Raw genomic sequence first — 26,550 nt, 5'->3', positions numbered from 1 at the left:
GGTTTGAATTCGATGTCAAAACCACATCACAGATTATCTGATTTAAACGTTTGAAATTATTTCAAGTCTAATTTTTTAGGTTTTACCTTTCGAATGGTTCCACCCAAAATTCCTATTGTCAATCCAAGTTGGTATAGAAAATACAATAAAACCTCAAATGTACTTGGAGTAAGATCTGTGAATCTACTAATTCCAGTAAGTACTAACAAAAGAGAACTGAAAAAGAATACAAATAATTTTACAACTCCATGCATGTTTGTAAATTTCAAAATGACAAAAGTCATTACAGTTACAGAAATTGCAAGTACTGTCAGAAATCCAGTATTCATTCCAAAAATAAGAAACAAGGTTGATGCAAGTTCACCAGGGTTACCAGCAACAATATTAGATAGTTCAATTTTTTCAGGAGAGGCAAAGCGAGGAACACTAAGAATAGCATTTACCAAAAACAAAACAAACAACGTAATTGATACTGTTTTTAGGTGATTTTGTAAACGCGGAAATCTTACAAGAATTGCACGCCCCAAAATTAGTCCTTGAAACAATCCAATCCCAAATGCACCAATTACTGCAATTATAGAGAAAATTGGATCTTCAAATATATCAACAAGAAAGGAGATTAGGGCCAATATTAGTTATAATTTTATACAAAACAGGATATTAGTTAGTCGATGACAAATTTTTGTAAAAAAATAAAAAAAATTCATCAAAAAATCATTTAGAAAATATACAAAAATAGAGTAAAGTTAATAATTTCATTATTAGAGGGAACAACCAATGCAGAAATTACTTTGGATTTTAATATCAATTGCATTTGTAGGAATTTCAACGAATTTTGCATATTCACAGGAAATGGGACTGGCAACATTTCAAGAGACCGCACAAATAATTGTAGACAGAAGCATATCACAAAATGTCACTGCATCAATAACCCTACAAAGCACAAGCATTCAGGAAATTAGAATTCCAGCAGAGTTAGAACAAAAAATTAGAGAGGATGAAAGGATAAAGGCAATAATTGTAACAAATCAAGAGCAATGTGTCTTAGGTGTATTTGATGAATCATGTATAATGATAAACGTGTTAAGAGATCCATCAGCAAAGGGAATTTTTGAGATTCAAGATGCTGCAAGAGAGGTTGCCGATACATACATTGATGAGATAAATCAAGTCTTTGATACGGATGCCCAATTCCATTCTGTTTTTTTGCATACAGATGATGAATCCAACAAGGCACTTGAGACATCAGGAATTATTTCAGGAAGGGGCATGATTTCAGCAGTATACACAATGCCACCAGAAGATACAGACTCGATGTATGAAAAAATATCAGCAATTCTTATTCCAAAAATTATTAGAGATGGGGGAGGATTCTACGAAATTGCAGAAAAACTATCATCAGAAGAAAATGCAAAAATGACATTTTCAGTGATACCTTTAGAATCAAAATCACTTTTACAGTTAAAATTATCAGTTGATTATCCAGGTAAAGCAGCAACAATTTCAGAAATTAGTCCTTTGGATTTGCTAAAAGTAGACAAAATTAACAGATCAAATTATTTTTCTGCTGGATTTTATCCACTTAATTCAATTATTCAAGTAGTAATATTATCACCTGAAAATGAAATCATTTCAAATATCAAAGGAAATATTGTTCCAACTCAAGTGGCAGATGGTGAGAAAATTCCAACAGATATCTCAAAAGAGGGATGGGTTTTTGATCCTCAAGAAGGGCAAAGAATTCAAGGAAAATATATCTTCGGAGAACAGACTTCAGTCAACAAGGAGAATCTGAAATTTTCATTAGGTGATGTACAACCAACTCCATCAGAATCATCAATGGAATCAATTATAGTTGTAATAATTATTTCAATAGTTGCAATTGCAGCTGCTTTATTCTATCTTAAAGGATATAGAAAATAGTTACAACAAAAGTACTGCTGCAGCAAAGACAGTAGTCCACTTTCCGTCCTTATCTCCACGTGTTGACTGAGTAATGTTATGAGTATTATAAATTTCTCCAGATATTTTCCACTGTTGTCTTTTTTCATCCCAGTTTTTATCAACATCAAATGGAATTCCTAATGACGAAGCTAACATTTGCGCTGCAATATCTTCAGCATAGTCGCCGGCCTGAGTCTCATTTTGACCAAATGATTCGTATTCAGAAAGATACCCATATCTCTTGGTATCTTTTGGTTGTGCAAGCCCTACAGATGCAGCACACATTCTATGGGGTTCGTTTGTTTGGTTCTTTGAATATATTGTAAACAGAATTTGCCCTGGTTTGATTTGTTTTAGTCCTTCTTTTCTGGAGATTAGTTTTGCTTTTGGTGGAAAAATACTAGAAATTAAAACAAGATTGGTTCCTGCAATTCCTGCATCTCTCAAGGCATATTCAAAACTAGTCAGCCTATCTTCATGTATGCCTTTTCCTTTTGTAAGAAATAATTTCTTTGCAACTAAATCCAGCATTTCTGAATTTTAGAAAATGGAATATTATTTAACTTTAATCAATATGCCAAATAATATCTTGAAAATAAATTGTCATCGATTTTAAAAATATTAAATTTAAAAATCAATCTCGTTTCTTTTTCTTTTTTCTTTTGTCAGGAGCTTTTTCTGCTTGGGTCAAAAGGATAAATGTAAAGAATGCCCCAAGACTCACATTAACTACGCCCATAAAAGTAATAATCATCTTTGTCGAGGGCGGAGCAACAGGAGACAAACCAATTATAATACCAAGAACACCAGTTGCAAAGAACATCATCATCAGAACTTTGACTCTGGTTGGCTCAATGTATCTCATAACAGGTAACAAAAAATTGCATTATTATAAACTGACGGTTAGGAAAATTTCTTAAAAGATCCCTTCCAAAAAGAACACAGGTAACACTTTAAACCTTCAAAAATTTCATTTTACTTCGTGCCAATGTAGCTCAGCCTGGCTAGAGCATTCGCCTTGTAAGCGAAAGGTCATGGGTTCAGATCCCATCATTGGCTTTAAAATTTCAATTATAATTTGGCAATACGATTAAGTATGCTGGGTTTTGGAATGACTTTACATGAGTTTTGAAGACAATGAAATTAAACAAAAGGAGGTAATGCAAAATAAATCAAAATCACATAGTTCCATTATTGGATTAATTGTTGCAGTAGGGGTAGCAGCGTTTTTTGCAGGGATGTATGCTTCTAATATAAATTCAGATCAAATTTCACAAGAAGATCTAGATAATGCAATTGCAAATCTAGAACTCAAAATTCTACAAAATAAACTTCCTACAAACCAACCACCTTCACCTGTAAAAATTTCAGCAGATGATGATCCATTTTTTGGTGATCCAGATGCTCCCATCACAATAATCGAATTTTCTGATTTTGAGTGTCCGTTTTGTGCAAGATTCCACATACAAACACTTCCATCACTTTTTGAAGAATATATAGATCAAGGAAAAGTCAAACTTGTCTACAGGGATTTCCCAATTCAAAGTATCCATGCAAATGCTTTGCCTGCGGCTGTTGCAGCAAATTGTGCAAATGATCAAGGTAAATTCAAAGAAATGCATGATATGGTATTTGAGAATCAAAATGAATGGAACAAACAAGAAACAACCGATGCGCTAATCACATTTAGTAAATATGCTACAGAGATAAAATTAGAACAAAATACATTTGATTCATGTTTAACATCTGGAAAACATATTGATGAAATTAGAAAAGATCTTCAAGATGGAAGAGATTACGGAGTTTCAGGAACCCCAGGATTCTTTGTAGGAAATGACGAGATAGGTTATGTGGAATTAAAGGGAGCGCAACCCTTTGAAAGTTTCAAAAAAGTTATTGATGCACAACTAGAGGCATAAAAATAACAAGCGTTTATTAGACCTAAACTGTGACTTTACGCATCGGAATAATGACGTCAAAGCAATGAGCTTTTCGTCATTGCTTAAGAGAAGAAAATAAAATGACAAAATTTCAAGAATTAGGATTAAAAGAAGAGATACTAAAAGGGATCACCGATCTTGGTTTTGATGATGCATTTCCAATTCAAGAAGCAGTAATCCCAGTATTACTTACAGGAAGAGATGTTGTAGGACAAGCACACACAGGTTCTGGAAAAACTGCAGCATTTGCATTATCAATGCTACAAGAGATTCAACCAAGAAATGGCATTCAAGGTTTGATCATGGCACCAACAAGAGAACTTGCCATGCAGATTACAGATGAGATAAAGAAATTTGGAAAATATACAGGAATCAGAGTGGCAACAGTTTATGGAGGACAAGGAATGGGGCTTCAATTAGATGCTCTTGAAAGGGGAGTAGAAATTGTTGTTGCAACACCAGGTAGACTGATTGATCATCTCAAAAGAGGTTCGATAGAACTTAGAGATGTCACCCATATTGTTCTTGATGAAGCAGATACAATGTTAGACATGGGATTTGTTGACGATATTTCATTTATTTTAGATTTAGCACCAGAAGACAGAGTCATGTCATTGTTTTCAGCAACAATGCCAACTGAGATTCTCAGATTATCTGAAGAATACTTGAAAAACCCAAAACAATTCTTGCTGGATGCAGATGACCTTAGTGGAGAAGGTATTGACCAATCTTATCTAGTCATTAAAGACAGAGATAAATTCAAGTATCTAATTGATTTTATCAAACCAATAAAGGGTCAATCTATTGTGTTTTGTTCAACAAAATATAGAACCAGAGATGTTGCTAAATTCTTACATCAAGAAAAATTTGATGCAGTTGCAATAGAAGGAGACATGTCACAACATAGAAGAGAGCAATCTATGGGAAAGTTTCGTAGCGGTAAGGCAGATATTCTTGTAGCAACTGATGTTGCATCAAGAGGAATTGACGTTCCAAGAGTAGAACTAGTAATCAATTATGATGTTCCAAACCAAGAAATGGCATATTTCCACAGAATCGGAAGGACTGCAAGAGCAGGTGCAAAAGGTAAAGCAATTACATTTGTTTCGTATTCTTCAGTAGGAGATTGGAATTTAATTAAGCGTCAAATCAAAGTTCCCATCAAAGATTTGAATGAAGAGATGGGAATTGAAATTGCGATTCCAGATCCATTAAAAAGACAAATGCCATCAAGAAGATATGGAGGTCAATCAAGATCAAACTATTCAAGAGGAGGTCGCTCCGGAGGATACGGCAGTTCAGGTGGCAGACGAGATTCTAGAGATGACAGAGGTGGAAGAAGAAGATTCAATGATAGAGGAGGCAGTCGAAATAGTTACGGCGGCCGCAGTAAATGGTAACTGTAATACTTAAAGACCTGAACTACGTAATTATTTTAAGGTAAAGTAATGCACAAAGGATTCATTTTATTAAATTGTGATCTGGGGGCCGAAGAATACATTGCAGATGAATTAAATCAGATGCAAGATGTAAGCAATGCATATCTAACTTTTGGGGCATATGATGTAATTGCAGAAATAGAAACAGAGAATCAAGAAGGATTTGAAAAAGCAATTGCGACAATTAGAAAATTATCTAGAGTTGTGAGTACAATGACACTTAATGTAATTCGTCCCGAATAATTGATCTAATCTAGATTGTCAGTTATTGTTTTGTAAAAACTATCAAAATTATACATGATTTACATACCAAGATATGTGTAGCAAGTATTAGTCATACCCATTGTATAATCAGAAAATACTAGTACTTAATTTCTTGCATGTCTTTTCAGGTCTTTAGACATTATAACAAGTTGGTTTTCAAGTTTCTTGGGGCTAGCAATGTAAAAATCAGCATAAAAGTAACCATCATCTTCAAGCCATTTTGTATCAATTCCATTATCATTTAAAAGAGATATTGTCTTGTGTTTTTCTTCCAAATCAGAGAATCGTCTCTGACGAATTGGGTGAACGTCTGATTTTACAAGTGAATAGCCATAATGATCAAAAGTTTTCTTAATCTCTGTCATATCAAAAATCCTCAAAACAGAGAAAGCAAATACTGGATCTCTGTTAGGATTTTCCAAGTTCTCCTCAGAGTTTTGTTTTTTTATTAATTCAAAGATATTTGAAAATGCCTTATAACCAATATAACCAATACAACCAGTAGCAATCACCATATCAGATTTAGGTAGTTCTCGTAATGGTAGGTTTCCAGTCTCAAGATTTACACAAATTCCTTTTTTACATAAATTTACATTTTCAGAGAATCGTAATGCAGGCTGTGAAATATCTATTTGGTAAAAGTCAAGTGAATCATCTGATGGGAGTTGTTCAAAGAATTGTTTTGATTGTTCTATCGAAGGTTCTTTTAAAAAGAAATCATCAAGATCAGACATAGTAAGATCGTATTTCATTAATGCAGAGTTTATTCCATAAGAGCTTCCAATATCAATAACACTAATTTTTTTTGAAAGTTTGTTGTAAAGCTGTTTTGCAATTGAAAGATACAGTGGTTTTGTCTTATCAGGAATACGATACTCTAATCGTTTCATTTCTTTTAAATATGAATTTGGAAATTTTCGAGTGTAAATATTTGTAAAATCTTTTTTCACCTCTAATTCTCTCATAGTGGCGAAACAGTATCATAGCACTCATTATAAAACCACCGATGAAAGGAACCATTTTTGGACAAAAGTTTGGGTCTCCTAAATAGGATTTGAAGTTATTTTTGTAAAGAAGGATTTTTTCAAACTATTTCTTTTTAGCTTAATTAGGTAAGACTGCATTAGTAATCTAAATGCAAAACGACAGGATGTCTGAATGGTTTGTTCCAAAGTTTGGCTCTAGAAATTTTAGATTATCTGTGGGAATCTTGTTTTTGCCATATACTGGAATGGTAATATCATTTGCTATTTGGGGATCACTCTCAGTTGATTTTACCTTGGATAGGCTTGGATCAGTTGCCCTGCTCTATTTTTTAGCAATTGGGGTGGCGGCTCATTGTCTTGATGCCCAGGGAAGTAAGAAAAAACCTTGGGGACAGTTATCTAAAACTAAACTGTGGGCAGCTGCAATAATTTCGTTGAGTGTGTCTTTTTCAATTGGTTTGTATTTTGCATTTTTGGATTCTTGGTTACTATTCCCAATAGGGATAATTGAAGGGTTTTTTCTTTTTGTATACAATCTAGAGTTATTTGGTGGAAAATTCCACAATAATGTATCATTTGTGATATCTTGGGGGATATTACCGGTTTTTGCAGGTGCTGCAATTCACTCAAACAGTGTATCTTTTGAGACTGTGATATTATCTGCAATTGCAGGATTTGTAAGCTATATTTTGATCACTACATCGCGAAAGTATAAAGCCCTCAAACAGAAAGGTACACAACATAAAATAGTTCATAGCAAGGAGACAATTCTTAAAATTACCAGCTTATCAGTAATGGCAGGTACTATTTTCTTTTTTGTTTTAATACATCTTTAGAGATTAAATTAGTTAGTTGAGTTCCGAGAAGTTGTTAAATAAAATTTTGGCAGCACCCGTAGGTCAAGTGGTAAATGTTTTAGGAAAAGTTCTAGATAGCAATATCCAATTGCAAGTAGTAGAGCAATCTGCAGTTGCTCCCCACCATTTTGAGAGAAAAGTAACAATTTCTTCCAATCAATTGCCGGTCATTAAAGCACAGGTAAAATTTGATTCAAGACAACTTCCAAAAGTTATCCTAGATGAGCTTTTGAAAAAAAAGCAAGGAATAGGCTCAATTCTAATTCAAAATAATATTAGTGCAACAAGAAAGATATTATCTTTGGATAAGGAGTATGGTCAGAACAAGACTACAAGAGAATATCAAATATCAGTAGATGGAACAGTGTGGTTTATAATTTCTGAAGAGATTAGACTAGACAGTCTTGGTTCCAGTGACAATAGAGGAACAACCCCACGTTAATTTTTGTACATTAGTTTTCAAGCCATAGTTTTTCATGGCCCTTTCACACTCTTTTACCCAGTTCGAAGACCTAATCAAACAAGGCAATTTTTCAAAGACATCATTCCAACTTGGAATAAAAATTCCCACCATAAGTAGAACTTTGAAGTACAAATTCCAGAGTTTTTGTACAAATTTGTTTGTAGGATAAATAAAGTCATGTAACACAATCTTTCCTCCATCATTTAGGTGATCAAAACAGATCTTGACCAAGATTTCAGAGGAACAGTATTTTGGAAGATATGATGAAGTGATACAATCAAATTTTCTATCTAAGGACAGTTTTTCAGCATCCCCATCTATAAAGGAGATGTTTTTATTTGAAATTGATTTTTGTCTTGCAACCTGTAGATAGGTTGAGGTGATGTCAACTCCAATTATTTTGGCTTGTGGAATTTTAGCAGCTATTTGTCTTGTAAGAATTCCGGTTCCACAGGCAAGATCTAGCACTGATTTTTCAGAAGATATCTGTTCCAGGATCTTGTTTTTCCATAAGATGTCCTTTCCAAATGTTGTCCAATGCACCATCTTATCGTAGGAACCTGACGTGTGATTAAAAAAGCGAGGGACAAAATCTTTGGGATTCTCTTCCATCATAGACAGTTTTTGTTTTTTATCTTAAGAAGGTTTCAAAAAATCATAAATCTAATTTTATAGAAAAAACAACCAAATCTCCTTTTCCTCGGCTTACAAAACCTGCAATTATAGCCATAAATCCATATTTTTTCTTTCTAAGATTAATGGCAACCTGTGCCTCTTCACCAGTTACTTTAGTTGCATCCCCTGAAATCCACTCTCCAATGGGATTGCCTTTAAAGGTACACAGGGTAAGTTTGACCTTTGGGTTTTGCCTAATGCGTTTTACCTTTCCTGTATCTTCTCGGGTTATCACATAAACCAAGTCATTTTGAATAACAAACCAAACAGGAGTTCTTACAGGTTGAGCATTTTTTCTGTATGTTTCAAGCAAGATGTATTTTTTTGATTGTAAATCTCGAATTTTAAACATGATGATTTTATGTGTTTTAAATAAATAAAATTTAGTTTTTATCAAAATTTCCAAGACTTTTTGATAGTTTATTTTGTTGTGGGAAATTTGAAAATATTTTTATCAATCTAAGATTTATTTTGATTAGGTTGTGCAAAGAATTCATCAAAAACCTATGGGCGATTAATTGTTATATGAGATAATTCAGGATTGTTTAAAATTGCAGAAAATTGATTACAAGGCACCAGTATGGGTTCTAAATTACAATAATCCTAAACCACTTTTAGACCATGCCATCCACATGCTAGAAAGACATGGAGTAAAACGAGAAGATATGGAAATAACAGAGACGCCAACTGCAAAAATAGGCTCAATTGTAGTAGAGATTTGGCCTTACGAATTAGTGATAGGACGGGTAAGATCAACTCGTAATGACTCTTTTATCAGTGGCACAGAATTTACGATTGAGTTAAAATTAGACGAAAATGGAAATTATGTAGACTATCTTTGAAAAAAAAGAAAATTCAAAATATCATAATTGGCATAATTGCAATTAGCATTATTGGTGCAATAGCAGGATACAATTATTCAGTTGAGCAGAATAAACAAAAAGGATTACAATTTGGAATAGAATTAGAACAAATTCAACAAGATGTAAAAGATTTACAAATTAAATTTTATTCTGAAAAAACAAAATGGGAAGAAGGAGACATAACAAAAGAAGAGTTGCTAGAGTTTTATGATAAACACTTGAAAGAATTCAAGGAAATAATTTCAAAATACGATGAACTTTCACCTCCAGAATTGTTTGAGAGTTCAGTAGAATTACTAAAGATTTCATCAGAAACACAACTATCAAGTGATTCAGAATATATCAAATGGATAGAAACAGGGGATGAATCAGCTAAAGTAAGATCAGATACACAGTTCCAAGAGTCAGTTGAATATGAATTACAAGGTTTAGTGGAATTTTATTCAGCAAAAACAGGTATCAAAAATTATGATGAAGATGCAAAGTTTGAAGCCCCTCAAAGTGGATTGACACAAAAGGTCATCCAAGTAGCAGAAAATATGGCAAGTAAATGTGATGAAGAATTCAAAAATGATTTAGGAGAATTTGATTCAGATGAAACAGAAGTAGAGTGGTTTAACTGCATAAACGAGGCTAAAAAGTGGAAAATAGACCACCTTCCTTAGATAAAAATCAAAATCACAAAAACTACTTTAAAGAACTATACAAAGAATAGTTATGGAAAAAATTCTCATGACTGGGATTATTTTTGCAAGTATAATACCACTAGCGTTTGCAGATGTCTACATACAAAATGACCAGCAATACATTGGAGATGATGGTTCATTTCACATAGTAGGAGAAATTGTAAATAATTTAGAAGTGCCTCTAAATCAAATTAACGTACAAATTTCTTTGTTTGATGAAAACCAGAAGATAATTCAAAAAAAGGAGACAAAGTCGTTGGTAAATACGGTAATGCCAGGAATGAAAGGGCCATTTGATCTGATTTTAACAAACAATGAAGCAAAAAATACGAAGTCCTATTCTTTGGAATTAGACTATGAGATTAGCCATCCAAAAAGTCAGGTCATCGACATTACTGAATCAAAGCTAACAAGGGACAATCATAATAATATCATGATTACTGGAATTGTTGCAAATAATGGAGAGATTACAGCAAACACAATTTCTGTGATTGCAACACTTTATGACAAACAGGGAAATGTTGTTGCAGTATCAAAAGTTAATCCCGAACCAGATTATCTACGAGCAGAAGATAGTGCATTCTTTTTATTATCAGTTCCAGACAAAATTCAAACTAACGGAATCAATGATTATACATTGATTGCAGAATCTGAAGAATATGCAGCAGTGCCAGAGTTTCCTATAGGTACAGTTATTTTGTTAATTCTTACATTATCAGCATATATTGGAATTACCAGATATTCAGGCAGAATTATAACAAACCTTTTTTCTGCAACAAATCTAAAGTAGGGAAGAGTTCTTTGATTAATTCCTCTTTTTTGAGAGGAGTTGGTTGTGAGAACAAAATTGGAAAAGTTATAGTAAGCATATCTTGATCAGTATGAGATATTCTGACGGAATGAAATTTACAGTTTAGTTCAGATAAAGTAGCATTCCATTTTTGTAAATGCTGATTCACTCTATCGACATTTTCTTGAACATTTGAAAGACTAGTATCTAAATCTCTATCAAACAATCCAAATTTTACAAAAGGAACCATCATCATGCCTCTGCAAATCTTGTCATGGTTTTTTAGCATTGTTGAAATTATTTGTTCAGAATTTTCTTTTGGAAAAATATCACCATAGTCAGGATCGAAATATCCAGCAATCAATTTTTTAGAATCGTATATGCGAAAATATTCTTCATCTAGTTCTAGATTCCACAACATCTAAAAATTAATCCATGAATAAATAAACGATTAACCAACGACAGTTAAATAAACAGGAGATAAAGAATAGCATGGCAATCTCAAAAGAGAACAGAGATTTCATTGACAGCCTAATTGATTACTACATTAGTGAATCAGAAGCATATACACAGATTGCAGAAAATTTTGTTCCCGAAGTAGAATCTATACCAGATACATCTTTTGGAATCATCACAGGGTGCGTATACTCGGGATTTCTACAAGCATATCAAAACCAACAACAGACACCAAGTTTGGAAGACATGAGGGAATTTAACGAGATTATGAAAAATCGAGCTGCATTAATAAAAAAGGCAATAATTGAGCCCAAAAAAGCAGAAACTAGTGAAGAAGAGTCATTAAAAGATGAAGATTAAGGATTATAAAAAAATATTTTAAAAAAACAATACAATTTAATTCTGAGTACTAATTGCAGAAATATGAAAGTAGATGGGAGTAAGTTAATTTTTTGGATAGGCACAGCTTCGGCAGTAATTACGGCAGTTGTAGCACTATATTTTTCAATTCGTTAAAGATAAATCACAAAGAAAATCTAGCAATGTGTTGTCAGCAACAAATGAATTTAGAATCACACAGATAGTAGATAATGGTCAAGTAGTACAGTTAACATTAATTGAGAATGTTTCAACTGAACCAATATCACAAAAACAAATGATCATTGAAAATGTTTCAAAAAAGCTTGATTCAGAAACAAAAGAGCAAGTAATGCCATTGTTAGAAGCAATATTACAAGCACAACCAACTGTGAATATCAAATCATATCAACAGACCCAAATCACAATTGCAATGCCAAAATCAAGATATGAAGGAATGGGAAGACCTCAAGTCGGAAATACAATTGAAGTGAATTTGAAAAAAATCTAAAGATGTGAATTTATCTCATCAATTGTGTGCAGTGGTAATGAACAAGTAAAGTTTTTGCAAACAAATACAGAAGTTTCATCCTCAAAAGATTTTCCAGCAAAGAAAGGATATTGAGATAGTGCAGATAATTGGTTAGAATTTGGTATTGCAACAATAATAGAATTTGGTAAATATTCTAAAAGAATTGATTGGTACAATTGAGAATTTTCAGTGTTAATAATTGTGATTTCAACTGGTTTTTCTAAATAAATAGAAAGTGTGTTTAGTAAATATCCAAATCCAAATGGGTTTTCAGCAGCCATTTGTGCCTGAGATTCCAAAATCTTTGTAGTAATTTCTAAGAATTTTTGTTCTTGAGACAGATGGTATAATCGCAACATAATAAATGCAGAAACAGAATTTCCAGAGGGCAAAGACAAGTCATAATTACTCTTTGGTCGAATGATTAGTTTTTCATGGTTATCAGATGTCATAAAGAAGCTATTGTTTTCGGGATCCCAAAAGTGATTCACTAAATGATGGCCTAATTTGATAGAAAGTTTCAGATATTTTGGGTCAGGATCAATTTCAAATACATCCAAAAGACAATTAACAAAATAAGAATAATCTTCTAGGTAACCATCAATTTTTGCAGTTTTGTTTTTGTATGTTCTTAGTAACTTGTCTCCTGAAAACATGTTATTTTCAATAAATGAAATACAAGTTTTTGCAGCATCAAGGTATCTAGAATCGTTTGTTACACGATATCCTTTTGCAAATGCGGTAATCATTAAAGAGTTCCACGAAACAAGGATTTTGTCATCTAAACCAGGGGCAGTTCGCTTGGAACGTACATCAAGTAATTTTTTAGAACACGATTGAAGAATTTCCCTAACCTTTTCTTCGGTAGTTCCAAAATTAAAAGCAACCGTAGAAATGTTCAAGTTATTACACAAAATACTATTCCCTTCCCAGTTTCCACCGTCAGTGACATCATAATAAAGGCAAAAAATATCTGCATCATCACCAAGAATTTCTTTAATTTCACTTTTCTTCCATACATAGAATTTTCCTTCTACGCCTTCAGAGTCTGCATCATATGCAGAATAAAATCCACCTTCAGGAGAAGTCATTTCACGCAATACAAAATCCAAAGTTTTTTTCAAAACATCTAGATAAAATGGATCCTTTGTGATTTGATATGCTTCGGCATAATTTACAGGAATTAAGGCATTGTCATAAAGCATCTTTTCAAAATGAGGTACAAGCCATTTTGTATCAGTAGCATACCTATGAAAACCACCCCCAATTTGATCAAATATTCCTCCATTTGCCATTTTTTTGAGAGTTTTGAGCCCAAATTCTGTAAATTTGGATAGCCCAGACAGTTTTGCATAACGAAACAAGAATGAAACATTTGCAGCGTTTGGAAATTTTGGTGCAGACCCAAATCCCCCATATGTAGAATCTCCTAATTGGAATAGATTCATTGCGGCCTCATCAAGAGTGGTTCTCTCTAATTTTGAAGGGAGTGAAACTTTTTCAGTTTTATTTAGTGCATCAAGAAAATTGTCAGCGGATTTTTCAATATCTTTTGGTTTTTCTTTCCAAGCTTGTGCAAGTTGTCTGCAAATGCTTCCAAATCCAGGACGACCATATGAATCCAATACAGGAAAATATGTCCCAACATAAAATGGCTTTTGATCAGGAGTTAGAAAAATACTCAAAGGCCATCCTCCCTGACCAGTTGCAATCTGACAAACTTTTTGATAAATATCATCAATGTCCGGACGTTCTTCTCTATCTACCTTTATGTTTACAAAATTCTCATTCATAAATTGTGCAACTTCTTCATTTTCAAATGATTCATGAGCCATAACGTGGCACCAATGACAAGAGCTATAACCAATACTAAGAAAGATGGGTTTGTTCTCATCTTTGGCTTTTTTTAATGCATCATCATTCCAACCATACCAATCAACAGGATTACGGGCATGTTGAAGAAGATAAGGACTGGTTTCATGAATTAAATTATTTTCTACCACGGTTTTTCAGATTTGTTTTGATATTTGTAGTTAATTGGTCAACCCCAAATTCCTCTTCCTTCTGTTAATTCATAAATTCTGACATTAATTTTTCCCAATAGTTTTACTTTGGATTTATGGGCTTTTTTATCATGGCTGTAATCTTTCTTTTCAACTAATTCTTGTAATCGTTTAAGTTGTTCAAGAGTAAGTTCTTTGAATTCATTTTTTGAACTTGACACAAGACGAAGTAATTCTACTCTTTCCCTATCCTCATCACTGATTTTAGGCATAAAAATAGATAACTAATGTCCTTTATTTTTCTAATGAATAGAGCTAATCTTAAAATTCTTTAAAAAAATCAGAATTCTATGGATACAATGCGGGCGATGGTGCTTGAAAAGTGCGGAGTAATTGAGGAAAATCCTCTAAAATTAACGCAAATTGACAGACATGAGATTCAAAGACCAAATGAGATTTTATTAAAGATTGAAGCGTGTGGAGTTTGTCATTCACAACTTCATGGAATAGAAGGGGATTGGCAAGATATTGGTATTCCCCCACAACTACCAACAGTCCCAGGACATGAAGTTGTAGGCAAAGTAATAGAGATTGGAGAGAATGTTACAAAATTTAAAGTGGGGGACAGAGCAGGAATAACCCCATTATTAGAAGCATGTAGAAAATGTCAGTATTGTAAAGAAGGAAAAGAGTATCTTTGCGAATCATCAACAATTACGGGTGAATCCTTCAAAGGAGGGTATACTGAATACATTACAGTCACCGAAGATTTTGCAACAAAAGTTCCTGAAAATATGAAACCAGAATATGCGGCACCATTATTTTGTGCAGGAATCACAGCATACAAAGCAGTAAAAGCTGCAGAGCCTGAATCTCATAAAAAAATTGGAATTTTTGGAATTGGGGGAGTAGGGCACATGGCAGTGCAATTTGCAAAGATAAAAGATTGCGATGTAATAGCAGTTTCAAGAACACAAAACCACCTTGATATTGCAAAAAGATTGGGCGCAATTGATGCCATGACATTTTCTGAAAATCAAGAGGGATTTTTAGAAAAATTAAAAGAGAAACATGGAATGCTTGATGCAGCAATTGTTTTTGCACCTGCAGATGCGGTTACAGATACTGCAATCAAGTCAGTAAAGAAAGGAGGACTAATTGTTATTGCAACAGTGGGCAAAAATCCTGCATTCATGGCATTTGAAGAAAAAACCATCAGGGGGACGTTGATTGGTTCAACTGCAGACATGGAAGAAGTAATCAAGGTATGTGATGAAGAAAATATTGAAGTTATTACAGAAATATTTCCTTTAGAGAAGGCAAATGAAGTTCTCAAAAAATTAAAAGATTCAAAAATTGAAGCTAGAGCAGTTTTAATCCCTTAGACAGTTAAATATCAAAACGGGGAGTTGTTGATATGAATTGTAAGAGATGTCACCATACAGATGAGGCACATATTCCAAATGATCAAAGCAATTCATTAATTAAAATGGGAAAATGTCAGATTCCCACATGTACTTGTCAGCAGTATTTGGATCCAATACAAGAAATTGATGAAGAGTTATTGTAACGATTCATATATCAAAATAATTTCAAATACTCATGGAAAAACACAAACCATCTGACGAGATGATAAAAGAATTAGACAATTTATTATCAAAAATTAATGCCATGGAAATTGTTGCGTCAGATGACTTTCAAAAAAATTCGATCAAAATCATGAGAGCACTAGTTGAAGGTCAAATTCACTCAATTAACGAGTTTGGGCACTTGAAAAAAGCAATTGATTTGTTAACACTTCAATTGTTTGATGTTCAAAATAAAGTCAAGAGTTAAGTTTGGTGTCACTAATTCCACAGCTGCTGCACCTATACAGTGTAGATTTTTCTAAGAATTGTTCTGCCTTCATGTCAGAGCCACAACAAGGGCAAGAAAATTTTTCAGTAGAGTCTTTTGATTTCCTTACAACATAATCAGGTTTTGGTTCAACAATTTCGCCAGCATTACAAGGAGGGTTATAATGCATTTTGATCTTATTTAGAACGTTTTCTCGGTGCTCCCTACTTGCCTCAAACAAAGGCAATATTGCAAGATAAAGTAATTTTTCAGAGCCAGATTTTTCAATCCAGCATTTAAATCCTGAGTGCTGAACAAAAAATGATTTATCACTAGTCTTTTCACAGTCATCAACATAGAGAATATTGAATCTATCCTTATCTCTAGACATTACTAGAAACACCAATTTTTCCATAGGGGGTCCCCACTCATCAAGTGGAATAGGGCCTAGGAACTCATATTGTAGAATTTGAATGCTCAATGAGGATATTTTGTTGAACTATCTTTTCAGCTTTTCCAAAAAAATTACCTAGTGATATAAAATTGATCGCAAAATATGAACTTGAAAAGATTAAATTCAAGGGTAATTGATTTTTTGTAAATGAAAGATCCCCACAATCATGCACAAGTAGGATATGCCATGATTGCAGTTGCAGCTTCACTAGCAGTAATTGGAATAATGGGACTTTTTATGGCAGACGACGTGTTAATTGCAGACAATATGCAAAGAGCAAATACAGCACATTTTAACGAATGCAAGGCAAATGATTTCAAGACAAATGGTTGTGAAAAATACTGGGACAGAATTAACAATCCAATCTCAGGAATTTATGTAGATCTAGATGAATAATTTCTAAAATCCGTTTGAAAAGTCTTCTAACATGTTTTGGTTCTTTGTTAGTCTATTCATTGCAAAAAATGCACCACCAACAATTCCTGCTTGATAAAAAGTATACAAAAAGACACCTGACGAAGTAGGATCTGATTTTGTAAAGCTAAGAACTAACATCGTAAAGAAAATAAAAGTTCCAACTGAAGTTACCATTCTATTTAAGAATCCAGAATTCATGCCAACTATTCTTTTAGTAGCTGCTGCCATTAATGCAATACTGGTTATAATTAGAAATGTGGCACCGCCATTTGCAATAATAAAGCTGTTGAGCCAGGTTAGTAATCCATCTTCGAAAATTGAAACCTCTGGCATTATGCTACCTCCATTGATTGCAAAGTTTACAGAACTAAACATTCCACCAATTACAAAGAAAAACAAGAAAATTTTTACAATTGAGCGTTTTAGAGGACTGCGTATTTCAGAAGGCTTTACTGCACGCTCGGTAATTTTTACACCATATAGAAAACCAACAGCCATTGCAGGGATGAACATTATATTGATAATAATTGGAGATTGTCGATTAATTTCATCAATTTGAGGATGAAAGATTAAGAATAGTATTACTGCTAAAGATGCTGAGCCTCCAAATAGAATCAGACCCAGATATTTGTGCTCATTTGATTCATAAGAATTTGTCCAGTTATACACTTGATTGAATCAAAAAAAAGTCATTAAAGATCAAATCCAAAAATCATTTGGTCAAATTATCAATTCTCTTTACCCTTTTTAGGGTAATTTAGGATATCACGTTATGAGAGGAGGCATAATTTTAGTAATAATTGGGGGAATCATAGCAATACTAGGAATAATTTTTCATCTTCAAGGGCAATCAATTGTTGGACCTCAATCGTCATTCATGTATTCAAATCCAGATTGGATAACATATGGAATGCAAACAGCAATTGTTGGCGTAGTCGTTGCAATAGTAGGAGGAATTATTAGGATAATAAAGAGAGATTAGCTCATTGCACGAAGTGTGATAGTACTCCGAATATTTTTTAATTTCCTAATTTTAGAAGTGATTACATCATTCATTTGTGACTGAGATTCAGTTTCAAATTCAACTACCACATCATAGCTACCAAAAGTTACCAAACAGTCTTTGACTTCGGGAATATCTTTTAGTTGAGATAATAGTGATTGCTCCTCTCCGATTTCACAACTAATTAGCATGTAGGATTTCTCCATGACTAAAAATATTTCAAAAATACATCAACTTAAACACACCTAAGAAAATATACCTATTAGATCTCAAAAGCCTGCTGAAATAGGATCAGAGGGTTTCATTATCTCCCGCAATAGAATTGTTGCAAAAGAGCCTCTGGACAAGGTAAACTCTACTGAATTTTCATTTGAGGAGTAATCAGTACAATGTATTGCTGCTTGTCTAAAGCCACCTTCATTACTTACTTCTTGCATCTCCTTTATGAAAAAATCTTTAGGAGTTATCCCCTCTTGTTTTAATATTTGAGATATTTGATAATCAAATCTGGTTTTTTTGTAATACGAATAACCAACAAAAGGTAGTGCCAAATTTTGATCCAATCCTTTGACAAATTTACCGATAATTCCCTTAAAATCAAAGCACACATCGCCAGATTCTGCTTCAAAGAGATTTTCACCATCAGTAAATGCAGCACTTAGGGATTGATTGAAGATAAATGATTGATATGCTTGGATGTAAAATCTTCGTAAGGATAAGGGGATTGCTCGTACTGCACGAAAATAATCATTATGTTCAATCATTTCTTTTAGAACAATTCTTTCAATATCCATCTGTGAAGGAACCTGATCAAAGTATTGTTTGTAATTTTGCTTGTCAGCAAGTTTTTGGCGAATTTCATTGTTTTCTTTTGAATCATATGAAGAAGTAAAAGACAAAATCAATTCAACTGCCTTCTCAAAATTTCTTTGTAGAATTGCTTTTCCTATAAGATGGGTTACAGGTCGTTTTGAGCCAAAGCGCTGATAGCCATAAAAATTTAGAACCTTATAAGACTCTGCAAAAGAAGATAGTCCATCACCACATTCAGAGATTTTAATTTTAAAATGATTTCCAATCATGTCTTTTTTTGATAGGGGTTTTTTTACAAAACCTACTTTTTCCAAAGAATATTTTTCAGTTGAAAAGTTTTCAATTGCTTTTCCTTTGTTTCCAGCGCAAACAAATTGTTCAGTGATTGCTGATGCGTCTTTTAATCCTAGAGATTTTAGTCGGATACCTTTCTTTCTAAATATATCAGATAATGCATGATTAGTATCGATTCTTTTCTTTTTTAGTTTGTAAACTGCATAGCCTTCTTCTTGGTTAATTGCATTTTGAGTTTTCTCTAAAATTTTTTCAGATACTTCAAAATCTTCTGGAATAATACGTATTTTTCCTCCAATACCATCAAACTTTGTGCTATAAACAGAAATGCCTATTTGGTAATCTAAATCAGGTATCACTCTATTGTCACTGTAATGAATTTTCCAATAGCAACATCAGATGTCTGGACACCAACTAAGATCTTGTAGGTTCCAGAGACTGCACCATCTGTAGCAATTATATCAAAATGGATTGTTTGTGACCCATTAGAATTTAATTGAAATGTCTCAGTACTATCATGAGTTAGAACTGTTTTTATGAAATCATGAGTAGGAGCCAAAATTACAGAGGCACCAATAGAGGCAGTTGTTTTAGGATATACCAAGGCAGTGACATGTTCTACTTCTCCACTAGAAAGGGACAATGTTTCTGAGCCCAATTGTAATTCTAAGGGTAATGGGATAGATGTATCAACTACTCCAATGTTGTTTTCCACCCACTCTGTAAACCAAATTTGTTCCCCATGCACAGTAAAATCAAAGATTTGAGCAAGACCACAATCAGCAAGCATCATACCAGTTCCAGGATCACAATCACCCCAGTAAGGATTCTTAGATGGAACATGGTATGCTACAAGAGATTGTGATTTTGGATCAAACACAGATATGTTATTTGCATTTTGTTCATTAAAAATAATTCTACCTTGATTATCAGTATCAATCCAATAAGGTCTAGAGATAGGACTTTTGATAACTCCTGTTTGATTTCCATATGTGCTTAGCAGTGGATCTGCAGTAGAGTATTGTGTAAATTCTTCTGTTATTGGATCAAAACTAAAGAAAGAAGATGAAGTGGTGTCAGCTAACCAAATTTTTCCATCATCAGATACAACAGCCCCATTTGGTGTTAGCAATTGTACAGGCAGTTGATAGATTTCAATAAAGTCAAGTAAAGGTAAAAGTTGCTCATTAGAATTTGCAACAGAATCAAAATATCCATTTTGATTAAATTTTACTAGAATGCCACCTTGTTGGAATAACCAGTTTGTAAACCAGACATTATTTTCTGCATCTACTGCAAAATCAGCAGTAACAGAATCATCTACTGGAGAAGGAATGCTAAGATAATTTACATCCTCACTTGATTGGTTTGGATCCAAAAAGGTAATCTTGTTTCCTGTAAAATCATTAATTATAATTTTAGAGCCATCAACTTGTAGCCTTTGAGGCAAAGAATCACCTTCAGAAGGATATCCAAGTCTATCATACTTTTCATCAAATGTTGAGAATTTCCATACAGAGTCAAATGTTTCATCAGTAAACCATACAGAGCCATCAGGTGCATAATCAATTCCCCACATCATTGAACGGCCATTTTTTGGCCATGTAGGATTATCATATTCAGTAAATGTTTCAGTGTTAGGATCAAATTTTGCTAGTTTACCAGTATTTGTTTGTGTAAACCAAACATTTCCATCATAATCAGTAACAATTGCCAGAGGATTAGTACATTCTGTTGGAATCGAGTACTCTGTTACAAAATCAGTAGACTTTGCATTACCTGAGCCACAAAATCTGGGACGATCTGCATCAGGGAAATTATCTGCAGGAGTTCCAGTAATTGTTATCTCAGGAGTGTTTTCCCCAGGATCAAGTCCAGGAATTGCAATTGTAACACCTGAAGTAACCATAATTCCACCTAAAAATGCAAATGCAAGAATTCCTTTAGTTCGCTTTTTCACTGTATAAAAATAATATTTTCCTTGTTATATCTTATTCCAAAATATCTAGAGTAACTTCAAATCTCCAGTCACTTTGTCAATAAGACTTTCAGGGGCAGGACCAATTGAAATACACGTAGTGGTTCCAGGTGCAATTTGAGTATGTCCTGCGTCAGTAACTTCAGACCAAGGTAAATTCAAATCAATTGCGTGTCTCTTTACTTCTTGCAAATCTTTGATACCAGAAACTTTGACCACTACTTTTTCTTGTCCACTCCACCATTGTTCATACCATTCAGGATGGGATTTTCTCACATGTTCTGCTCCAAGAACGCAAGCATGTCCTACTTGTGCAGCAATCTTTCCTTTCCCCATTTCAAGGTCAGTTCTAACAACTATTACCTGTTTGATATCACCCATGATATTATCAAAAATAGGCATAATGAAAAACTTTTGAATTAAAGTGTTGTACTTTCCGAGCTTATTTATTTTAGCGATCTGATCAGAAATCTAGTTTTCATCAGGGTAAAAATCCTCCAACATTGTCATAATTTCTTTCTTTATTACAAAATGTACAACGTTCTTCACCTTTTTCATTTTGTTGATAATCATGAAACAATCTTAATTGACATAATGTATGAAACAATTTTTTTAACATTATTGTTTTCTCCTAGTTTTCATCTTCTTTTATTCCAAATCAGAATTAGAATTATTGTGATAGAGGAAATTAAGAAGGCTATAATTTTCATAGTGAATAGAAAAACAATGCATAAACGGCAACACTCACTGAAATATATCGTTGAAAGTAGAAATTTCTGATTTTAATCCCCGAACATGGCTAAAACCCTACAAGAGAAACAACATTTTGCATCTGTCAATGATGGCATTATTCTACCATGCTTTGAGCATGGCGTTGATGTACACGGGATCATTTTTGGCAAAAAGCACTATTGCAGGTTACGAGACACCAGATTTTCCAGTGTCTGTTGCACTTGCTCTCAGTGCAGGACTGCTAGAGGAATCTGTATTCTTTGGAATCCCGTATTTTATGACAGGAAATCCTGTTATTCTTTTTGGAGCTGGGATGGTTTGGTCATCACTACATCTGTTTAGTTACGGGGTCTATTCCGTTGAGACATTAGCATATGGGGGATTTCTTCTCAGTATTCCCCACATATTTTTTAGTATAAGGACATGGATTAGCGGCAAGGGATGGTTTGCAATCGCATTTCATTCTGGCTGGAACTTTTCATTTCTGATCATTTACTGCGTGTTGGGAATTAGACAATGTAGCATCATCAATGATACACATGATGTACTAAACGTGATCATGGCAGTGGCAGTCGGAATGATTGTCTATCTTGCATTCAAAAACAAGACACGGCAGATTAACAGGTTCTATTACCTGATTCCAGTTGCTGTGATACTAGTCTCTCTTGCTATCTTGTATGTGACCGGATCTTTTTGAATTTCCTGTATGACTTTATCATGTTTTGCATGTATTCATCAAGACTTGACTGCATTCCAGGTAATTCGTTGTACAGTTCTGTCCAAAGTTTCTGATAGTATGGTTCTGATGAAAGTAAGATGGTTCCAAGAAACACCTGAATGTTGTGAGAGATAATGTCTTCTCCTTTTCTTATTTTGTCTATCTGCTCCTCTACTGCGCTAAAGTAATCCATGTATTTTCTAAAGATGTGTTTTGATTTTCTAAGATTATCCAAAGATATGTCAAATCCCTCAGACAGGAGTTCTTTTTGAAACTCTTTGTTTTCAATCCATATCAAAAAATAGTTTTCAGTCTTTTTTGCAAACTCTTTGTCTTTTCTATAACATGTGATCATTCCAGAAAGGGTTGGACCATACTCTATCTTTTTTCTCCCCGTTTTGTTTGACTCGTAGACCCGTATCTTGCCTGTTTCTGATAACTGTTTGAAATGCCTGTGAATTGTCCCAATCGACATTCGAGTCTTACTGTTTGCAGAGTATAATGTCAAAGGACCATTGTCCATTATTGCTCTGAATATATCCAAACTGGTCTGGGCAGAGCTGGATATATCCGACATACTTTATGTATATGATAATAATGGATATATCCATTTCTATGGATATATATGTATGAAACATCTCCTATTGGGAATAATTTTTGTAACGGGACTGGTCCCATTTGCATCAGCTGCACAGCTTGACGCATCCATATTGTATGAAGATCAAGTTGTAGAGCCATCCTTTGAATTTCTTAGAATAATTTACATAGAATATCCAGAAGGTGGGGAAATTGCACAGCAACTGCGGGGAGATATGGACACAATATCATTTGATGCAGAAGGTGATGATACAATAAAACTTGTGACATTGCTCAATGAAAACTTGGAATCAATTCCAAGCAATGCAAAAGTTACTGATGCAAAATTAAAGTATCAGGCAACGCTTCATGGCAATCCAAGTTCTGCAGTAATAGAATACAAATTGCAAATTGTTCCAACAATTACAAATCACATATTCCATCAGGAAGACCAAAAGAGTACAATTGATGCAAACTGGCGTGGAATTTTGATAGAGGGGCCAGCAATCATACAAACGCAATACGGAGAATTTGACATCAACAATCCAAGATCTGCACTTGAATTGATGATTCCAGATATTTCAGAGAAACTTCAAGGAGTAGAAATTTTGGAGATCCCATTGATAGATGCAGGCGGCATCAAGGAACTTCCACTCTCAAGGTGGCACTCTCTTTTTGACAACACTGCAATATTGCCAGGGGCCATAGAGTACAAGTATACGGGCAAAAATGTAATTACTCATTATTCTATGGGCGAATGTACCATAATCATTGGCGTATGCAATGACAGAGAGTGGATGGAAGAAGTTGATCTTGACAAACAGTACACAATCAGAATAATCGAGTCCAGAGATGATGCAGTTATTGCCATTGAAGGGTATGTGGACTCTACATACGTGGGAGAACTAGAGGTATTTCATACAAGCCTTAAGAAATTAGGGGAAAATGAAGCATTCAGAGAAGATCAGTTTCTTGTAGTTGCATTGTACGGCATGGCAATGTTGGGAGTAATTGGAGCTGTAGCTATGTTTGTACTAAGCAATAAAAAGCTAAAAAGAGACAAAACTCAGGGTCAGACGGGAATAGATCCTGCACATCTCAGATCATATGAGACCAGCGGTTCATCAGGAAGCTACAAGACCAACAGGGGCGAATCATACCTGATTACAGATGGAAAGTCAAAAATGCCTCTCTAAAAATAAAGGCATCATTATTTTTACTCTAAAACAAAATCAAAACTTGAAGAGTTTTTTCAAAGCAATTCCGTACAGTCCGTAAACAAATCGCGTGCTTTTCAGCACATACTGCAAAACAAACCACTTGTCTGCATTCATGGTGTCCTTGGTTTTTTTGAAATCAAGCGACTGGTACAGATGATCAGAGTCAATCTTTTTGTTAAACAGGTTGCAGATTTCCTTTACTTCCTGTTTTGTCGTGGACAGCGGTTTGTCTAATGCAAACAACACGTCATCGCATGCCCAAAAGTTTGCCTTTATTGCATGTGAGAATGCAGACTTTGGGCTGAATGGAAATATCACAAAGCTCATCATCAACAGTAGCATCGCATTAAATGACGCCTTTAGTTTCTCAATTGCAGGAACCGTGGTTGGAATTTCCTTTCGTATGTCCTTTCCATACAGGATAATTCCAGTGTTTTTTATTCTCTGCAGAAACAGTCCCAGTGACGCAATGGTTCTTGTGCCAATCTCAATTTTTATGTCATTTCTTATTTTGAATCCCTTCAGGTCTAGCTGATCTGAGGCCACCACGTAAAACGGCTGTCCGAACATCATCTTGTTTTCGGTCTTGAATATCAAGTCAAGTGCAAAATTGTCCGTCTTTTTGTACGAGGTACACGTCTCAGATAACTTTAGGTTATATTTTGAATCAAGTTCCAGCAAGAGTTTGTTCAGGCATTCTGTTACTTGGCTGCAGAGTTTTTTGTTTTTGATGATGACAATGCAATCAATGTCAGACTTTCCGCGAATCCATTCCCCAGTTGTTGCAGATCCAAACAGTACAAATGAAATCACCTCGTCAGGAAACTTTGCAACAAGTTGTGCAACCAATTCATCCATGAACTGTTTTAGTTTTTTATTTTGAATAGACATAAGAAATCAAAAAATCATTACATGCTCACATTCATAAACCATTGCAGAAAAACTTTCAGCATCCAAATTCCTGTGCCCATAACTCGGATGAAAATTCGCTTGTGAAGCAGAACTGTGTCAGTATGTTTGCATGTCCCGCATAAAGCAATTCTGCGTTGAGTGTTTTGTGGTCACATGTCACTTTGCCAAGTAGCCTGTCATATGCGTCGTATGGCTGCAGGTCATCTTGGTCTACTGTTACAGTACTTGTTACAGGACACATTTCTGCAGTAAATCTGCTTGCATCATAGAATCCAATCTGGTGTCTTTCAGGTGTGTTTGTAAGTGAGAGTCGTACCTCATAACCACCGCTAAGATATATCGTGTCACCATCTACAATCCGCAAGATTTTTTCCGTTAAGCACAGTGCAGTACCGCTGCACATAATTTTATCATCAGGAAGTGAATGAGTTGTATTTTCATCAGATACCGTAAAATCAATATGAATAGGAGGAGACAAAGCAGTGGGGTTGGTAATACTCTCCCATACAAACATCGTTGCCACATAGTTGCCTGCATTTTGTGGAATCCAAGATGCAGAAGGGCTAAATGAAGACTCGGAATTCAAGGTCCCGTCAATCCATGCCAAGTACACAACAGTCTCAGTGTCATCATGAATCATTACAATATATGCAAATTTTTGCTCCCTGTTCTGTTCGTTTGTAATGTCAGATGTAATCTGTATCTGCTCTCCAACTGCAGTAGAGTCAATCAAGTTTCCAGATACATCTAGAATTTTTGGATCTGATGCAGGTGCTCGCTCAAGTGGAGGGCCGGTGCTTCCAATTAGTGCAGTAGACATCAAATAAGCATCAGAGCCAAAATGATCAGGAGGCATTGTCGTATCAACATACACCACTCCAATTGTGTCACCGTCACGAGTTAAAATCACACTGGGTGCAGAACGTGAGTCGCTTATTCCAAACGTTCTCTCAAATTTCCCCGAATTAGATTCTGTCTCGCGTAGCTCAATAACATGAAATTCAGAGTCACTGTCAGAATATACTAACACATTTGCTGTTTCTTTGTAGCTTACATCACGGTTCAAATCAGGATCTTTTAGAATTACAGTTACAAAACCAGTTCCGTTCTTTATTGGAAAACTAGCCTCTTTCCAGTCCAGTTTGGCAAGGGTGAAACTTGGATCAATGCCAGAAAAAGTAGTGGTAAAATAATCGGAATATTTAGAATCGATGCACGGGGTGTATCGAGTCACATAAAAACAGTCTTCGGCATGTATGTATTGGACAGTACCAAACAAAGAAAACAGCACCATTGCAAAGACTATCAAAACACTTGTTTTCAACTACTCAAGCTAAAATTA

The 26,550-nt window shown here is 34.4% G+C and carries 36 protein-coding genes and 1 tRNA gene; 19 read left to right on the top strand and 18 right to left on the bottom strand.

Going from position 1 to position 26,550, the window contains the following annotated elements:
* Nucleotides 1-56: 56 nt before the first annotated feature.
* Nucleotides 57-629 carry a hypothetical protein gene (locus tag NPIRD3C_RS04640; RefSeq protein WP_148703047.1) on the bottom strand — a complete coding sequence of 191 codons (573 nt, stop codon included), beginning with the start codon at nt 627-629 and terminating at the stop codon, nt 57-59.
* Nucleotides 630-777: 148 nt separating this feature from the next.
* On the opposite strand from NPIRD3C_RS04640, the gene NPIRD3C_RS04635 reads away from it, so the two are divergent.
* Entirely contained in the window at nt 778-1,923 is a 1,146-nt protein-coding gene (locus NPIRD3C_RS04635; RefSeq protein ID WP_148703046.1) for a hypothetical protein, read from the top strand.
* On the opposite strand, the gene NPIRD3C_RS04630 is transcribed toward NPIRD3C_RS04635, so the two are convergent.
* Entirely contained in the window at nt 1,924-2,475 is a 552-nt protein-coding gene (locus tag NPIRD3C_RS04630; protein WP_148703045.1) for a pyruvoyl-dependent arginine decarboxylase, read from the bottom strand.
* 103 nt (nt 2,476-2,578) lie between these two features.
* Nucleotides 2,579-2,809: a hypothetical protein gene (locus NPIRD3C_RS04625; RefSeq protein WP_237087738.1), complete on the bottom strand. Its 231-nt coding sequence runs from the start codon at nt 2,807-2,809 to the stop codon at nt 2,579-2,581.
* 119 nt (nt 2,810-2,928) lie between these two features.
* Here NPIRD3C_RS04625 and NPIRD3C_RS04620 point away from each other — a divergent pair.
* From NPIRD3C_RS04620 to NPIRD3C_RS04605, 4 genes are all read left to right on the top strand, one after another.
* Nucleotides 2,929-3,003: transfer RNA gene (locus NPIRD3C_RS04620), tRNA-Thr, on the top strand.
* Nucleotides 3,004-3,065: 62 nt separating this feature from the next.
* Nucleotides 3,066-3,863, top strand: a complete 798-nt coding sequence (locus tag NPIRD3C_RS04615; protein WP_148703044.1) for a DsbA family protein — start codon at nt 3,066-3,068, stop codon at nt 3,861-3,863.
* Between the two features lie 101 nt (nt 3,864-3,964).
* Complete coding sequence (locus tag NPIRD3C_RS04610; protein ID WP_148703043.1) at nt 3,965-5,284, top strand: DEAD/DEAH box helicase; 1,320 nt, start codon at nt 3,965-3,967, stop codon at nt 5,282-5,284.
* A 48-nt stretch (nt 5,285-5,332) separates the two neighbouring features.
* Nucleotides 5,333-5,566, top strand: coding sequence for an Lrp/AsnC ligand binding domain-containing protein (locus NPIRD3C_RS04605; protein ID WP_148703042.1), 234 nt, complete (start codon nt 5,333-5,335; stop codon nt 5,564-5,566).
* A 125-nt stretch (nt 5,567-5,691) separates the two neighbouring features.
* Here the strand turns inward: NPIRD3C_RS04605 and NPIRD3C_RS04600 are convergent, their stop codons facing one another.
* Nucleotides 5,692-6,477 (bottom strand): hypothetical protein, encoded by a 786-nt coding sequence (locus NPIRD3C_RS04600; protein WP_237087737.1) that lies wholly within the window; start codon nt 6,475-6,477, stop codon nt 5,692-5,694.
* A 245-nt stretch (nt 6,478-6,722) separates the two neighbouring features.
* Between NPIRD3C_RS04600 and NPIRD3C_RS04595 the strand changes: the two genes are divergently transcribed.
* Complete coding sequence (locus NPIRD3C_RS04595; protein WP_148703040.1) at nt 6,723-7,409, top strand: UbiA prenyltransferase family protein; 687 nt, start codon at nt 6,723-6,725, stop codon at nt 7,407-7,409.
* Nucleotides 7,410-7,440: 31 nt separating this feature from the next.
* Nucleotides 7,441-7,872: a hypothetical protein gene (locus NPIRD3C_RS04590; protein ID WP_237087736.1), complete on the top strand. Its 432-nt coding sequence runs from the start codon at nt 7,441-7,443 to the stop codon at nt 7,870-7,872.
* Here NPIRD3C_RS04590 and NPIRD3C_RS04585 read toward each other — a convergent pair.
* Complete coding sequence (locus NPIRD3C_RS04585) at nt 7,825-8,439, bottom strand: class I SAM-dependent methyltransferase (protein ID WP_237087735.1); 615 nt, start codon at nt 8,437-8,439, stop codon at nt 7,825-7,827. The two genes, NPIRD3C_RS04590 and NPIRD3C_RS04585, sit on opposite strands and share 48 nt — an antisense overlap.
* 109 nt (nt 8,440-8,548) lie before the next feature.
* Nucleotides 8,549-8,920, bottom strand: coding sequence for a PPOX class F420-dependent oxidoreductase (locus NPIRD3C_RS04580; RefSeq protein ID WP_148703037.1), 372 nt, complete (start codon nt 8,918-8,920; stop codon nt 8,549-8,551).
* 199 nt (nt 8,921-9,119) lie between these two features.
* On the opposite strand from NPIRD3C_RS04580, the gene NPIRD3C_RS04575 reads away from it, so the two are divergent.
* The 3 genes from NPIRD3C_RS04575 to NPIRD3C_RS04565 all read left to right on the top strand — a co-directional run bounded on the left by NPIRD3C_RS04575 (nt 9,120) and on the right by NPIRD3C_RS04565 (nt 10,907).
* Entirely contained in the window at nt 9,120-9,410 is a 291-nt protein-coding gene (locus tag NPIRD3C_RS04575) for a 6,7-dimethyl-8-ribityllumazine synthase (RefSeq protein WP_148703036.1), read from the top strand.
* Nucleotides 9,407-10,096: a hypothetical protein gene (locus tag NPIRD3C_RS04570; protein ID WP_148703035.1), complete on the top strand. Its 690-nt coding sequence runs from the start codon at nt 9,407-9,409 to the stop codon at nt 10,094-10,096. Before NPIRD3C_RS04575 ends, NPIRD3C_RS04570 begins: the two co-directional genes overlap by 4 nt.
* Nucleotides 10,097-10,163: 67 nt before the next feature.
* Entirely contained in the window at nt 10,164-10,907 is a 744-nt protein-coding gene (locus NPIRD3C_RS04565) for a DUF3426 domain-containing protein (protein WP_237087734.1), read from the top strand.
* Here the strand turns inward: NPIRD3C_RS04565 and NPIRD3C_RS04560 are convergent.
* Nucleotides 10,870-11,328 (bottom strand): hypothetical protein, encoded by a 459-nt coding sequence (locus tag NPIRD3C_RS04560; RefSeq protein ID WP_148703033.1) that lies wholly within the window; start codon nt 11,326-11,328, stop codon nt 10,870-10,872. The genes NPIRD3C_RS04565 and NPIRD3C_RS04560 overlap by 38 nt on opposite strands.
* A gap of 71 nt (nt 11,329-11,399) precedes the next feature.
* Here NPIRD3C_RS04560 and NPIRD3C_RS04555 point away from each other — a divergent pair, with 71 nt between their 5' ends.
* Together NPIRD3C_RS04555 and NPIRD3C_RS04550 are read left to right on the top strand one after the other, a co-directional pair.
* Nucleotides 11,400-11,723 (top strand): hypothetical protein, encoded by a 324-nt coding sequence (locus NPIRD3C_RS04555; RefSeq protein ID WP_148703032.1) that lies wholly within the window; start codon nt 11,400-11,402, stop codon nt 11,721-11,723.
* A 187-nt stretch (nt 11,724-11,910) separates the two neighbouring features.
* Nucleotides 11,911-12,231: a hypothetical protein gene (locus NPIRD3C_RS04550; RefSeq protein ID WP_148703031.1), complete on the top strand. Its 321-nt coding sequence runs from the start codon at nt 11,911-11,913 to the stop codon at nt 12,229-12,231.
* Here NPIRD3C_RS04550 and NPIRD3C_RS04545 read toward each other — a convergent pair.
* Both NPIRD3C_RS04545 and NPIRD3C_RS04540 read right to left on the bottom strand, forming a co-directional pair.
* Nucleotides 12,228-14,255, bottom strand: coding sequence for a thioredoxin domain-containing protein (locus tag NPIRD3C_RS04545; protein WP_148703030.1), 2,028 nt, complete (start codon nt 14,253-14,255; stop codon nt 12,228-12,230). The two genes, NPIRD3C_RS04550 and NPIRD3C_RS04545, sit on opposite strands and share 4 nt — an antisense overlap.
* A 38-nt stretch (nt 14,256-14,293) precedes the next feature.
* Complete coding sequence (locus NPIRD3C_RS04540) at nt 14,294-14,527, bottom strand: hypothetical protein (protein WP_148703029.1); 234 nt, start codon at nt 14,525-14,527, stop codon at nt 14,294-14,296.
* Nucleotides 14,528-14,605: 78 nt separating this feature from the next.
* On the opposite strand from NPIRD3C_RS04540, the gene NPIRD3C_RS04535 reads away from it, so the two are divergent.
* From NPIRD3C_RS04535 to NPIRD3C_RS04530, 3 genes are read left to right on the top strand one after another with little or no spacing between them, the layout of a single operon-like run.
* A complete protein-coding gene (locus NPIRD3C_RS04535; RefSeq protein WP_148703028.1) occupies nt 14,606-15,640 on the top strand; it encodes an alcohol dehydrogenase catalytic domain-containing protein in 1,035 nt (344 codons plus the stop codon).
* Nucleotides 15,641-15,672: 32 nt separating this feature from the next.
* Nucleotides 15,673-15,825 carry a hypothetical protein gene (locus tag NPIRD3C_RS10605; protein WP_182126533.1) on the top strand — a complete coding sequence of 51 codons (153 nt, stop codon included), beginning with the start codon at nt 15,673-15,675 and terminating at the stop codon, nt 15,823-15,825.
* A 32-nt stretch (nt 15,826-15,857) separates the two neighbouring features.
* Entirely contained in the window at nt 15,858-16,091 is a 234-nt protein-coding gene (locus NPIRD3C_RS04530; protein ID WP_148703027.1) for a hypothetical protein, read from the top strand.
* Here NPIRD3C_RS04530 and NPIRD3C_RS04525 read toward each other — a convergent pair.
* Nucleotides 16,081-16,572 carry a hypothetical protein gene (locus tag NPIRD3C_RS04525; protein ID WP_148703026.1) on the bottom strand — a complete coding sequence of 164 codons (492 nt, stop codon included), beginning with the start codon at nt 16,570-16,572 and terminating at the stop codon, nt 16,081-16,083. The genes NPIRD3C_RS04530 and NPIRD3C_RS04525 overlap by 11 nt on opposite strands.
* A gap of 120 nt (nt 16,573-16,692) precedes the next feature.
* Between NPIRD3C_RS04525 and NPIRD3C_RS04520 the strand changes: the two genes are divergently transcribed.
* The gene (locus NPIRD3C_RS04520; RefSeq protein ID WP_148703025.1) at nt 16,693-16,941 is read left to right on the top strand and encodes a hypothetical protein; all 249 of its coding nucleotides are present in this window, start codon (nt 16,693-16,695) and stop codon (nt 16,939-16,941) included.
* 3 nt (nt 16,942-16,944) lie between these two features.
* On the opposite strand, the gene NPIRD3C_RS04515 is transcribed toward NPIRD3C_RS04520, so the two are convergent.
* Nucleotides 16,945-17,631, bottom strand: coding sequence for a hypothetical protein (locus NPIRD3C_RS04515; RefSeq protein WP_148703024.1), 687 nt, complete (start codon nt 17,629-17,631; stop codon nt 16,945-16,947).
* Nucleotides 17,632-17,734: 103 nt separating this feature from the next.
* On the opposite strand from NPIRD3C_RS04515, the gene NPIRD3C_RS04510 reads away from it, so the two are divergent.
* Nucleotides 17,735-17,944, top strand: a complete 210-nt coding sequence (locus NPIRD3C_RS04510; protein WP_148703023.1) for a hypothetical protein — start codon at nt 17,735-17,737, stop codon at nt 17,942-17,944.
* On the opposite strand, the gene NPIRD3C_RS04505 is transcribed toward NPIRD3C_RS04510, so the two are convergent.
* The 4 genes from NPIRD3C_RS04505 to pth2 all read right to left on the bottom strand — a co-directional run bounded on the left by NPIRD3C_RS04505 (nt 17,941) and on the right by pth2 (nt 21,431).
* On the bottom strand, nt 17,941-18,171 hold the full coding sequence (locus NPIRD3C_RS04505; RefSeq protein WP_182126530.1) for an Lrp/AsnC ligand binding domain-containing protein: 231 nt from the start codon (nt 18,169-18,171) through the stop codon (nt 17,941-17,943). The genes NPIRD3C_RS04510 and NPIRD3C_RS04505 overlap by 4 nt on opposite strands.
* A 63-nt stretch (nt 18,172-18,234) precedes the next feature.
* A complete protein-coding gene (truD, locus tag NPIRD3C_RS04500) occupies nt 18,235-19,431 on the bottom strand; it encodes a tRNA pseudouridine(13) synthase TruD (protein ID WP_148703021.1) in 1,197 nt (398 codons plus the stop codon).
* Entirely contained in the window at nt 19,428-21,032 is a 1,605-nt protein-coding gene (locus NPIRD3C_RS04495) for a Vgb family protein (RefSeq protein WP_148703020.1), read from the bottom strand. Before NPIRD3C_RS04495 ends, truD begins: the two co-directional genes overlap by 4 nt.
* Nucleotides 21,033-21,077: 45 nt before the next feature.
* On the bottom strand, nt 21,078-21,431 hold the full coding sequence (pth2, locus tag NPIRD3C_RS04490) for a peptidyl-tRNA hydrolase Pth2 (RefSeq protein WP_148703019.1): 354 nt from the start codon (nt 21,429-21,431) through the stop codon (nt 21,078-21,080).
* Between the two features lie 379 nt (nt 21,432-21,810).
* Between pth2 and NPIRD3C_RS04485 the strand changes: the two genes are divergently transcribed.
* Nucleotides 21,811-22,479, top strand: coding sequence for a CAAX protease (locus tag NPIRD3C_RS04485; RefSeq protein WP_237087733.1), 669 nt, complete (start codon nt 21,811-21,813; stop codon nt 22,477-22,479).
* Here the strand turns inward: NPIRD3C_RS04485 and NPIRD3C_RS04480 are convergent.
* The gene (locus tag NPIRD3C_RS04480) at nt 22,451-23,023 is read right to left on the bottom strand and encodes an ArsR family transcriptional regulator (RefSeq protein ID WP_237087732.1); all 573 of its coding nucleotides are present in this window, start codon (nt 23,021-23,023) and stop codon (nt 22,451-22,453) included. The two genes, NPIRD3C_RS04485 and NPIRD3C_RS04480, sit on opposite strands and share 29 nt — an antisense overlap.
* 106 nt (nt 23,024-23,129) lie before the next feature.
* Between NPIRD3C_RS04480 and NPIRD3C_RS04475 the strand changes: the two genes are divergently transcribed.
* Nucleotides 23,130-24,272, top strand: coding sequence for a hypothetical protein (locus NPIRD3C_RS04475; RefSeq protein ID WP_237087731.1), 1,143 nt, complete (start codon nt 23,130-23,132; stop codon nt 24,270-24,272).
* 36 nt (nt 24,273-24,308) lie between these two features.
* Here the strand turns inward: NPIRD3C_RS04475 and NPIRD3C_RS04470 are convergent, their stop codons facing one another.
* Complete coding sequence (locus NPIRD3C_RS04470; RefSeq protein WP_148703017.1) at nt 24,309-25,187, bottom strand: nucleotidyltransferase domain-containing protein; 879 nt, start codon at nt 25,185-25,187, stop codon at nt 24,309-24,311.
* A 55-nt stretch (nt 25,188-25,242) separates the two neighbouring features.
* The gene (locus tag NPIRD3C_RS10870; protein ID WP_237087730.1) at nt 25,243-26,532 is read right to left on the bottom strand and encodes a thermonuclease family protein; all 1,290 of its coding nucleotides are present in this window, start codon (nt 26,530-26,532) and stop codon (nt 25,243-25,245) included.
* Nucleotides 26,533-26,550: the final 18 nt, after the last annotated feature.

Source organism: Nitrosopumilus piranensis, assembly GCF_000875775.1.
GTDB classification, from domain to species: domain Archaea; phylum Thermoproteota; class Nitrososphaeria; order Nitrososphaerales; family Nitrosopumilaceae; genus Nitrosopumilus; species Nitrosopumilus piranensis.
This window is presented reverse-complemented; position numbering and strand designations above follow the sequence as displayed.